This window comes from Curvibacter sp. PAE-UM (assembly GCF_001432305.1).
Classification (GTDB): domain Bacteria; phylum Pseudomonadota; class Gammaproteobacteria; order Burkholderiales; family Burkholderiaceae_C; genus Hylemonella.
In genome coordinates this window covers 1,844,204-1,853,961 of record NZ_KQ483358.1, presented here as the reverse complement: position 1 = coordinate 1,853,961, position 9,758 = coordinate 1,844,204, and the positions used below count along the sequence as shown (strand labels likewise).

Below are 9,758 nucleotides of genomic sequence, written 5' to 3'. Positions count from 1 at the left end.
ACCCCCAGGAGCGGGCCCCCCCCCGCCACGCCCAGGGCCAGGCCCGCCGCGACACGGCCCTTGAGCGGCTCGCGGCTCCAGGCCCAGGCGATCACCGCGCCCCAGATCGGCGCCGTGGCGTTGACCACCGAGAGCAGCGAAGCCGTGAGCGTCTGCGCAGCCCAGGCAAAGAGCACAAAGGGCAGCGCACTGTTGAACAGACCCAGCACCAGGTAGTGGCGCCAGTGCGCACGCAAGGCCAGACTGTGGCGGAACCAACGCCCCGCCAGCGCCAGCAACAGGGCCCCCAGCAACACCCGCCACTCGATCAGCCAGACCGGCCCCAGCGCGGGGACGGCGATGCGCATGAACAGGAAGGAGGCGCCCCAGATGGCCGCAAGGATGATCAGCTGGAGCAGGTTGGCGGGTGTCATGGTCTTGGGTGCAACACAGTACGGAGCCTATTCTCAACCGCCATGCCCGGCGGCGGCCACCCGATTCTTGCGCAATTGGCAGGTGAATTCGGGAATATTTCAGCCGGCCTGCCTTGCCGGCAGCCGGACAAGCCGTTACGCTGTCAACTGAGATCACCAAGGACGTCCCGCATGAGTTCCCAGCCCTCTTCCCGCAGCACCGATACCCGCAACACTGCCGGCAACAGCAGCAAGTTCGAACTGCTGCTCTTCCAGCTGGGCACCGCCGCCGGCTCCGAGCAGCGCGAACTGTTCGGCATCAATGTGTTCAAGGTGCGCGAAATCATGGTCATGCCCCAGCTCACCAAGATGGTCAATGCGTCGGCCCATGTGCTGGGCGTGGCCAATATCCGCGGCCAGATCATCACCGTGATCGACCTGCCCGCCATCACGGGCCGTACGCCGGCCAAGGGCGACGGCATCCTGCTGGTCACCGAATTCGCCCGCACCACCCAGGGTTTCTTCGTGGAGAACGTGACCGAGATCGTGCAGGTGGACTGGAAGCACGTGCTCTCCGCCGAAGGCCGCGGTGGCGAACTGGTCACCAGCATCGCCCGCCTGGACGGTGACGCAGAGAACAGCCGGCTGGCGCAGGTGCTCGACGTGGAACGCATCCTGCACGACGTGATGCCAGACACGGCGGATTTCGGAAAACCTACGGGCCCCAAGATCCAGCTCCCGCCGGGCAGCGTGGTGCTGGCGGCCGACGATTCGGCCATGGCGCGCGGCATCCTGGAGAAAGGCCTGAACTCGCTGGGCGTCTCCTTCATCATGACCCACAGCGGCAAGGAGGCATGGGAACGCCTGCAAAGCCTGGCCGTGCAGGCCAAGGCCGAAGGCAAGTCGGTCAAGGACAAGGTCGCGCTGCTGCTCACCGACCTGGAAATGCCCGAGATGGACGGCTTCACCCTGACCCGCAACGTCAAGGCCGACGTGCAGTTCAGCGGCATCCCGGTGGTGGTCCACTCCTCGCTCACGGGCACGGCCAACGAGGCCCAGGTGCAGAGCGCTGGCGCCGACGCCTACATCGCCAAGTTCCACATCGACGATCTGGCTGCCACGCTGCGCGAAGTGCTGGCCAAGCGCTGAACGGTCCTGGCCAGCCCGGCGCTGGCCAGGCTCTTCCCCGCACGCGGCGCCGCGCGCCGCGTTAAGCTCGCCGGCATCCCTACCCACCGCCGCTTCATCCATGCCCAGCGACCGCGCACGCGCCCCTACCCCCCGCTCCCTCAGCGGCCTGCTGCCCTTTCTGCGGCCCTACCGCGCGCGCATCGCCCTGGCCTTGCTGTTCCTCGTGCTGGCAGCTGCGGCCACCCTGGCCTTTCCGCTGGCGCTGCGCGAGTTGATCGACGGCGGCCTGCAGCCGCAGGACCGCGGCGTGCAACTGCTGGCGCTGCGCGAGCACTTCGCCCTGCTGTTCGGCGTGGCCGCGGCCATGGGTGTTTTCTCGGCGGTGCGCTTCTACCTCATGAGCTGGCTGGGTGAACGCGTCACGGCCGACGTGCGCGACGCCGTCTACCACCACGTGCTGCAGCAAAGCCCCGAGTTCTTCGAGACCACGCAGACCGGCGAGGTGCTCTCGCGCCTGACCACCGACACCACCCTGGTGCAGACCGTGGTGGGCTCCTCCTTCTCCATGGGCCTGCGCAGCGCCGTGATGGGCCTGGGTGCGCTGGCCATGCTGGTCTGGACCAACCCGCTCATCATGGCGCAGGTGCTGCTGGTGCTCGTCGGCGTGGTGCTGCCCAGCATCTGGTTCGGCCGCCGGGTGCGCCGCCTCTCGCGCGCCAGCCAGGACCGCGTGGCCGACTCCAGCGCCATCGCCGCCGAGGTGCTCAACGCCGTGCCCGTGGTGCAGAGCTATGGCGCCGAGGCGCGCGAGGCCGCGCGTTTCGACGCCGCCACCGAGAACGCCTTCGGCACCGCCCGCCGCCGCGTGCGCGCGCGGGCCATGCTCATGGCCTTCATCATCACGGCCACCTCGGGCGCCCTGCTCTGGGGCCTGTACCAGGGCACGCAGGCCGTGCTGGCCGGCGAGATCAGCGCCGGCCACCTGGGGCAGACCGTGGTCTACATCATCATGCTGGCCAGCTCCTTCGCCGTGCTGGGCGAGGTCTATGGTGAGCTGCTGCGCGCCGCCGGCGCCACCGAACGGCTGATGGAGCTGCTGGCCAGCCAGTCGCCCATCACCTCGCCGGCACAGCCGCTGCCGGCGGCCTCGCCCGCCGCCGGCACCGCCATCGCCTTCGACCACGTCACCTTCCATTACCCCTCGCGCCCGGCCCAGGCCGCGCTGCGCGGCTTCACGCTGGGCGTGGCACCCGGCGAGACCGTGGCCCTGGTGGGCCCCAGCGGCGCCGGCAAGACCACGGTGTTCCAGTTGCTGCTGCGCTTCTACGACCCGAGTTCAGGGGCGATACGCCTCAACGGCGTGCCGCTGCCGCAGCAAAGCCTGCAGGCCCTGCGCGCGCAGATCGCCATCGTGCCGCAGGAGCCGGTGATCTTCTCCAGCAGCGCGCTGGAGAACATCCGCTACGGACGACCCGATGCCAGCGATGAAGAGGTGCAAGCCGCCGCGCGCGCCGCCTTCGCCGACGACTTCATCCGCGCCCTGCCCGACGGCTACGCCACCTTCCTGGGCGAACGCGGTGTGCGCCTCTCCGGCGGCCAGCGCCAGCGCATCGCCATCGCGCGCGCCATGCTCAAGAACCCTCCCCTGCTGCTGCTGGACGAAGCCACCAGCGCGCTGGACGCTGAGAGCGAACGCATGGTGCAGGCCGCCCTGGAAACCGCCATGCGCGGCCGCACGACACTGGTCATCGCCCACCGCCTGGCCACGGTGCAGCAGGCGGATCGCATCGTCGTCATCGACCAGGGGCGGCTGGCGGAACAGGGCACGCATGCCAGCCTGGTGGCGGCGAATGGGCTGTATGCCAGGCTGGCGGCCTTGCAGTTCAAGTCCTAGGGCGACCAACCCGGCCGACGGCCGGACATGGGCAATTTGCTCTCAGCCTCTTAGACGCGGATCACTTCGCGCTTCATCGACCAGAGGACCGCGAGTACCTCGTTACAGGTTGGCGTATCGATGCCGCAGGTTTCCAGCGCCGCCATCGCATCGTCGATCACGGCGATGAACTCCTGTTCGCTGATGTTCATGCCCCTGTGCGTCGCCAGCATGTCCTGGCCGGTATAGGTCTCGGGGCCGCCCGTGCCGGCGCAGAAGAACTCGACGGCACGGCGTTCGACACGGGCCAGGTCCTCGCTCTTCTCGAACCGCGTCTTCACCAGTGGGTTCGCCAGATGGTTTTTCATGAGTTCGCGGGTGATGCGCGTGATGCCTTCGCGGCGCCCCAGGCGTTCGTACAGCGATGCAGTGGATGTGGTCATTTCTTCTGTCTCCTTGGGTTGAGGGTAAACGGGCACGCCATCGCACCCGCTGGAACGCAGGCTACGCAGCCTGTGTTCCCCGAACGTTCCCGGCATCCATCCCCTTGTCCGGGATGCCGGGACGCTGGGCCACGTCACGGATTTCAGCGTCAGCCAGCCCGCGCTCCTGCATGGCTGCAACGACGTCGTTGATCACGGCGGCCATGCCTGCGCTGCGCCCAGGCGCAGGTACAGGCTGGCCGTCATGGCTGCGCGCGATGCAAGGCCGGCATCCACGAGGTGTATTCGAGGACACCCGGTTCGGCGGCGCTGTCGCCACACATTTCGCAACGCACCTGCTCCAGGGTGCTGGCAAGCGCCTGCTCCAGCTGACGCAGCGACTCGCAAGTGAGCGGCTGCGGCAGGGACAGGACAGCGGGCCCGGCGCCGGGCAGGGAAACGGTCAGTTGCTGAGCGGTCATGATGAACTCCTGGGATGGTCACAGGCCGGGACTGGCCTGCCACAGGAAGCATGGCCATGCGGCGTTCCTCAATCGTTCCTGGGGTCACAGGTACTTGTCAGCAGCCGGCCGGGGCTGCACACTGCCAGACATGGACCACCTCACCCCTCCCTGCCCGACCGATGTGCCAAGCATCCTCCAGATCGGCCTGCTGGGCGGCTTCAGTGTGGCGGTGGATGGCGTGGCGATTCCTGCCGAGCGCTGGCCCAGCCTGCGCGCCACGCAACTGGTGCAACTGCTGAGCCTGCAGGCGCGCCACCGCATGACGCGCGAGCAGGTCATCGATGCGCTGTGGCCGCTGCTCCCCCCCGAGGCTGGCGCGGCCAACCTGCGCAAGGCGGTGCATCATGCCCGGCAAGCCCTGGGCCGGCATGACGGCATCGCGCTGCAGGCTGGTGAATTGCTGCTCTGGCCGGACCGACCCGTGGTGATCGATGCCGAACTGTTCGAGCAGCATGCCGACGCAGCCCTGCGCCAGCGCGATGCGGCCGCCTGCGTCGATGCTGCCAGCCGCTACGCCGGCCCCCTGCTGCCAGGGACGCGCTACGAGGCCTGGACGGAACCGTCGCGCGAGCGCCTGCATGCCCTCCACCTCGAACTGCTGCGCGTCAGCGCGCAGTGGGAGCGTCTGGTGCAGCAGGAACCCACCGACGAAGCCGCCCACCGGGCGCTGATGCTGCACGAACTCCAGGCGGGCAACCGCGCTGCGGCCCTGCGCTGGTATGCGCAACTGCGCGAAGCCCTGCAGCACACCCTGGGCGTCTCGCCCGACGCACAGACCGAGGCGCTTTATGAGCGCTGTGTCGCCGGCCTGCAGTCGGTGGGGCCGGCGTTCGTCGGCCGCGGCATGGTGCTCGCCCAGGTGGCAGCCTGGCTGGGCATGCCGGCGGCCGAGCGCCCAGGCGGCATCGTGCTGCGCGGGCCGGCCGGCATCGGCAAGAGCGCACTGTGTCGCGAGATCGGCGCAATGGCACGGGGCCGGGGCTGGCTGGTGTCGCGCGTTGACGCCAGCCAGACCGGCAGGCCCTATGCGGTGATCGCCTCCATCGCCGAGCGGCTGATCATGGACGACCGGGGGGTGCTCGACCGTATCGGCACGCCTGCGCGCGCCGTTCTGGCGCTGCTCAGCCCACTGGCAGCCCCCGCGGACCAGCCGCCCGGCCCCCTGGGCCGACACCAGGTGGTGGGCGCCATCCGGCGCCTGCTGCTGGCAGCGGCAGCGGGCGCCGATATCCTGCTGCAGGTCGATGACGCCCATCTGATCGACGACGCCGATGTCGACGTGCTCGTGCAACTGGCAATGGCCGGGGCACCGCTGTGCATGCTCCTGGCCACCCGGCCGATCGCGCAGCCCGCGGCACTGGCACGCGGTGTGGCAAGGCTGCAGCGTGCCGGCGTGCTGCTGCCCATCGATCTGGACCCGCTGGACGACGACGAAAGCCGCCGCCTCGTCGCGCGCATCCTGAACCCTGCGCCATCCGACGCCGTGGTGTCTCGCATCGTGGCGGTGGCCGAGGGCAACCCCTTTGCCGCCATCGAACTGGCGCGCTGCGCAGCGGCGGGCCATGACCGGCGGCTGCCGGCCACCGCTGCCGAAGCCATCACCGCGCGGCTTTGCGACGTGCCCGACGATGCACAGTCCCTGCTCCGGTGGATGGCGCTGAGCGGCGACGAACTTGACATGCGAACGGTGGAGGCGCTGGCGCCCCTGGCCCAGGTCCCCACGTTCACGGCTCTCGACGCCGCACTGGAGGCGGGTGCGCTGGTGCTCGCAGAGGGGCGCTACCGCTTCCGGCACGAGCTGGTACGCCAGGCACTGATCGAACAGGTGCCGCCCCACCGTCGCCTGAAGATGCACCGCCAGATCGCCGCCCAGCTGGCCGAGATGGATGCCCTGCCGGCCAGCGTGGCACGGCACTGGCTGGAGGGCGGCTACCCGCGCGATGCCATGCCCTGGCAACTGGCCGCTGCCAGCGAGAGCGTGCGACTCGCCGCTTTCAGCGATGCCGTGCGCCACCTCGAACCCCTGCTGGCCTTCCAGCCTGACCACGCCGAAGCCCTGCGCCTGCGTGCCGAGGCGCTGGACGCCATGGGAGACCCCGCCGCCATGTCCGCCTACCGGCTGGCGGCAGACGCGGCCGGTGAACCCGACAGCCACAACCTCAGGGCCAAGGCCGCGCTGGCGCAGGTCAAGCAGGGCGATCCCAAAGGCGCGCTGCTGGCGCTGGAGGGGGTGTGTCCGACGTCGGTGGAGGGTCGCCTGAGCGAGGCCCTGGCCTACAGCGGCGCAGCCGCACTGGGCGCTGCCGACCCGGCCATCGGCACCGCCAAGGCGGCCGTGGCGCGCCGGCTGGCGCTCGAATCCGGGGACACCACCTCACTGGTCATCGCATCGTGGGCGCAGGCTGCGGCGGCGCACGCACGCGGCGATCTGCATCGCAGCGTGTGGGCCGACCTGCAGGAGACCAGCCATGTACCGCACCTGGCCCTGCGGGTCTTCGATGGCCATCTCTGCATCACACAGCGCTTTCTTTATGGCGCGCGGCCCTATGCCGACGTGATCGAGTTTGCCGCAGCCCTGTCCACCGAGGCGCAGCGACTGGGCGCCGCGCGCGGCCATGCTTTCGGCGTCACCCTGCGCGGCGAAGCCGAGTGGCTGGCGGGTGACCTGACGTCTGCGCGCATGCACCTGCGCGAGGGCGCCCGGCTGCACCACGCCATAGGCGGACCCGTGGGCGAAGCGCTATCACTGCAGCGGCTGGCAGAGCTGTCCCTGCACGAAGGCCGACGCGACGAGGCCCGCGCCCTCATCGACGAGGCGCTGGACGTGGCACGCCAGACCGACATCGGATTTCACCTGCTCGACCGCATCTACGGCACGCGCATCCAGCTGCACACCGATGACCCCGCCGCCGCGTTGCATGTGATGGAGGATGCCAGTGAATCGGTACGCGGCCCGCTGGAAACATGCCCCGGCTGTCGCATCACCTTTGCCGTGCCGGCGGCGATTGCCGCCGCGCGCGCTGGTGAGCTTGACCTGGCCGATCAGCACGAAACGCAGTGCGCCTACCTCGCCAACGTGGTGATGCGATTGCCGGCCTGGTACGCCGCGCACGACGAGGTCCGCGGCCACATCGCCGCCGCCCGCGCCCCGCGCACGGACGAGGCGATCACACGGTTTGCTGCTGCAGCGGCCCGCTTCCGCGAGGCGGGGCAACCCATCGATGCGGCGCGTTGCGAGCAGCTGGCAGCGGACGGCCCCCTTCGATCCCGATGAGCCACCAGCGCGTTGGACGCCAAGAGCGAACGCATGGTGCAGGCCGCCCTGGAAACCGCCATGCGCCGGCGCACGACGCTGGTGATTGCGCACCGTCTGGCTACGGTGCAGCAGGCCGACCGCATCGTGGTGATTGACCAGAGGCGGCTGGTGGAAGGGGCGCGCATGCGCAACTGGTGAAGGCGGATGGGCTGTATGCCCGGCTGGCGGCCTTGCAGTTCAAGTCCTGAGGCCCTTCTTTCCCGCCAGAAAACAGCCGACCCTGCGGGTTTTCACGGTTTGTTAGTGGTTGGCCGACTGCCTGCCCGCATGGATAATGCTCATACAAAACAAGCACTTAGCTGCATCAGGGGAGGCGCACACGATGAACACCCGGCCATGTTATTCCGCACTTTTGCGGTCTATATCTAGTTAAGGTGCAGCGATGCGGCTCACGGTTCTTGGCGCATATCTCCCTCGGCTCTCGCCGGAGCGGCTAGCGTCCTGGGTCGCCAACGATGTTAGGGACTTCGTTGATGGCATCCACGAACTCCAGCAACGCGGCTTGGCGAAGTCTTGGTCCGAAGAAGAACTGATGGAGCGGGCGGCAGAACTTCCCGAAGAGCTCGAAGCTTCATTGAATGCAGCCGCACTCTTTGAAGTGTTGGTGGAAGACCATGATGGCGAGTTCGATCCGTTCTCGATTTCTGAGAAGGAGACATCCTCAGTAGCATGGGAGCCTGCATATCTGACGGTCGATGGACAAGGACACACTGGGGAGGACGCCTCTGATTTGCCGGCAGCAAGTTCGTTCCGAGTGGCGTTTTATGTTCACGACTGGCCAGAAAGAGGCACTCTCGTTGGTCCTTTTGGCTTGCTTCCCTTGCCGGGGTTCGAGCCGATTCCAGAGCGGCTATGGCAGTTGGCCCCATATGCCCAATTGGACTAGCATGCGCCTTAACTGGTCGGCCCAGCGGCGACAGCCTTCGGCCACGCCTGGCCTTCAACGTTAAAGCTGTACGACTCCGAACAAGAAAGCCCGGCATGCCGGGCTTTCTTGTTTATAAGAATCTGATTGCCTACTGCAGCGGCCCCTTGAGCCCCTCAGGCAAGGGCAGCGGCATCACGGCGATGCCCTCCTCCATCAGCGCCTCGGTTTCCTCGCGTGAAGCCTGGCCGCGGATGCCGCGTTCCTCGGTTTCGCCGTAGTGGATCTTGCGCGCCTCTTCGGCGAAGCGTTCGCCCACGTCTTCCGTTTCAGAAACGATGCGGCGCGCGAGTTGCAGATACGCCGCCTGCAGGGCCTGGGCCGGGTCGCCGGCCACCACGGGCTGTTTCTCCTTGGTCGGCATGGCCTGCGATGCTTCGACAGCGCCGAAGTTGAGGCGCGGGGCGCTGGGCAGCTTCTGGATGGTCTTGTCGGTGCACAGCGGGCATTCCAGCAGACCGCGCTCGACCTGGCTGGTGTAGTCCTCTTCGGACGCGAACCAGCCTTCGAACAGATGGTGTGCGCTGCACTGGAGATTGAAGACCTTCATGAACTGAATCTTGACAGCCAGCGGCTCAGGCTGCCGGGCGCCAGTCCAATGCCCATGCGCCCGAGAGGACGTTCTGCAGCCAGAGCATGCCGGTGAGGGTCTTGGCATCCGTCACCTGGCCTTCGCGGCACCACTGCAAGAGTTCGGCGGGCGTGGCGCTGAAGACGTCGAGGAACTCGCCTTCGTCCAGCTGGCGCTCGCCCAGCGTGAGGCCACGCGCGAACCAGACTTCGATGAACTCGGTGGAATAGGAGATGACCGGGTGCAGCACGCCGGCGCGCGCCCATTCGGTGGCGCGGTAGCCGGTTTCTTCCTGCAGTTCACGCTGGGCGCAGGCGAGGATGTCTTCGCCCGGGTCGAGCTTGCCGGCGGGGAATTCGATCATTACCTGTTTGACGGGGTAGCGGTACTGGCGCTCCAGCACCACGCGCATCTCACCCGCGGCATCGGGCAGCAGCGGGATGATCATGACGGCGCCGGGGTGCTTGACGTATTCACGCACGGCGCTGCTGCCGTCGGGCAGGCGCACGGTGTCGCGGAAGGCGTGCAGGAAACGGCCCTTGAGCAGCTCCTCGCTGCTCTGCTGCGTTTCGATCAGGTGGCGGTCATCCATGATCGCTGCCGC

General features: G+C 68.0%; 10 protein-coding genes and 1 pseudogene. 5 read left to right on the top strand and 6 right to left on the bottom strand.

Features of this window, described 5'->3' with window-relative positions:
- The coding region (locus AO057_RS18240) for a DMT family transporter (protein WP_240480756.1) at window positions 1-413 on the bottom strand (413 nt) is incomplete at its 3' end.
- Window positions 414-584: 171 nt separating this feature from the next.
- Here AO057_RS18240 and AO057_RS09015 point away from each other — a divergent pair.
- Together AO057_RS09015 and AO057_RS09010 are read left to right on the top strand one after the other, a co-directional pair.
- Complete coding sequence (locus AO057_RS09015; RefSeq protein ID WP_057675313.1) at window positions 585-1,541, top strand: chemotaxis protein; 957 nt, start codon at window positions 585-587, stop codon at window positions 1,539-1,541.
- 100 nt (window positions 1,542-1,641) lie between these two features.
- Entirely contained in the window at window positions 1,642-3,417 is a 1,776-nt protein-coding gene (locus AO057_RS09010) for an ABC transporter transmembrane domain-containing protein (protein ID WP_057675312.1), read from the top strand.
- Window positions 3,418-3,467: 50 nt separating this feature from the next.
- Here the strand turns inward: AO057_RS09010 and AO057_RS09005 are convergent, their stop codons facing one another.
- The 3 genes from AO057_RS09005 to AO057_RS09000 all read right to left on the bottom strand — a co-directional run bounded on the left by AO057_RS09005 (window position 3,468) and on the right by AO057_RS09000 (window position 4,300).
- On the bottom strand, window positions 3,468-3,839 hold the full coding sequence (locus AO057_RS09005; RefSeq protein ID WP_057675311.1) for a group I truncated hemoglobin: 372 nt from the start codon (window positions 3,837-3,839) through the stop codon (window positions 3,468-3,470).
- Between the two features lie 61 nt (window positions 3,840-3,900).
- A complete protein-coding gene (locus AO057_RS17795; protein WP_156404522.1) occupies window positions 3,901-4,044 on the bottom strand; it encodes a hypothetical protein in 144 nt (47 codons plus the stop codon).
- 37 nt (window positions 4,045-4,081) lie between these two features.
- The gene (locus tag AO057_RS09000; RefSeq protein WP_057675310.1) at window positions 4,082-4,300 is read right to left on the bottom strand and encodes a hypothetical protein; all 219 of its coding nucleotides are present in this window, start codon (window positions 4,298-4,300) and stop codon (window positions 4,082-4,084) included.
- A gap of 130 nt (window positions 4,301-4,430) precedes the next feature.
- Between AO057_RS09000 and AO057_RS08995 the strand changes: the two genes are divergently transcribed.
- From AO057_RS08995 to AO057_RS08990, 3 genes and pseudogenes are all read left to right on the top strand, one after another.
- Window positions 4,431-7,616 carry an AAA family ATPase gene (locus tag AO057_RS08995; protein WP_082605487.1) on the top strand — a complete coding sequence of 1,062 codons (3,186 nt, stop codon included), beginning with the start codon at window positions 4,431-4,433 and terminating at the stop codon, window positions 7,614-7,616.
- A pseudogene (locus tag AO057_RS17790) lies at window positions 7,617-7,846 on the top strand (ABC transporter); the annotation flags it as partial.
- 194 nt (window positions 7,847-8,040) lie between these two features.
- On the top strand, window positions 8,041-8,544 hold the full coding sequence (locus tag AO057_RS08990; RefSeq protein WP_057675309.1) for a hypothetical protein: 504 nt from the start codon (window positions 8,041-8,043) through the stop codon (window positions 8,542-8,544).
- 130 nt (window positions 8,545-8,674) lie between these two features.
- Here AO057_RS08990 and AO057_RS08985 read toward each other — a convergent pair whose 3' ends face one another.
- Together AO057_RS08985 and AO057_RS08980 are read right to left on the bottom strand one after the other, a co-directional pair.
- Window positions 8,675-9,133 (bottom strand): DUF1178 family protein, encoded by a 459-nt coding sequence (locus tag AO057_RS08985; RefSeq protein ID WP_057675308.1) that lies wholly within the window; start codon window positions 9,131-9,133, stop codon window positions 8,675-8,677.
- A 25-nt stretch (window positions 9,134-9,158) separates the two neighbouring features.
- On the bottom strand, window positions 9,159-9,746 hold the full coding sequence (locus tag AO057_RS08980; RefSeq protein ID WP_057675307.1) for an NUDIX domain-containing protein: 588 nt from the start codon (window positions 9,744-9,746) through the stop codon (window positions 9,159-9,161).
- Window positions 9,747-9,758 lie beyond the last annotated feature (12 nt).

Excerpts from the sequence above, each read along its gene's own strand:
- AO057_RS09015 (WP_057675313.1), top strand. The coding sequence starts at position 585 with ATGAGTTCCCAGCCCTCTTCCCGCAGCACCGATACCCGCAACACTGCC.
- AO057_RS09010 (WP_057675312.1), top strand. The coding sequence starts at position 1,642 with ATGCCCAGCGACCGCGCACGCGCCCCTACCCCCCGCTCCCTCAGCGGC.
- AO057_RS09005 (WP_057675311.1), bottom strand. The coding sequence starts at position 3,839 with ATGACCACATCCACTGCATCGCTGTACGAACGCCTGGGGCGCCGCGAA.
- AO057_RS17795 (WP_156404522.1), bottom strand. The coding sequence starts at position 4,044 with ATGGCCGCCGTGATCAACGACGTCGTTGCAGCCATGCAGGAGCGCGGG.
- AO057_RS09000 (WP_057675310.1), bottom strand. The coding sequence starts at position 4,300 with ATGACCGCTCAGCAACTGACCGTTTCCCTGCCCGGCGCCGGGCCCGCT.
- AO057_RS08995 (WP_082605487.1), top strand. The coding sequence starts at position 4,431 with ATGGACCACCTCACCCCTCCCTGCCCGACCGATGTGCCAAGCATCCTC.
- AO057_RS08990 (WP_057675309.1), top strand. The coding sequence starts at position 8,041 with ATGCGGCTCACGGTTCTTGGCGCATATCTCCCTCGGCTCTCGCCGGAG.
- AO057_RS08985 (WP_057675308.1), bottom strand. The coding sequence starts at position 9,133 with ATGAAGGTCTTCAATCTCCAGTGCAGCGCACACCATCTGTTCGAAGGC.
- AO057_RS08980 (WP_057675307.1), bottom strand. The coding sequence starts at position 9,746 with ATGGATGACCGCCACCTGATCGAAACGCAGCAGAGCAGCGAGGAGCTG.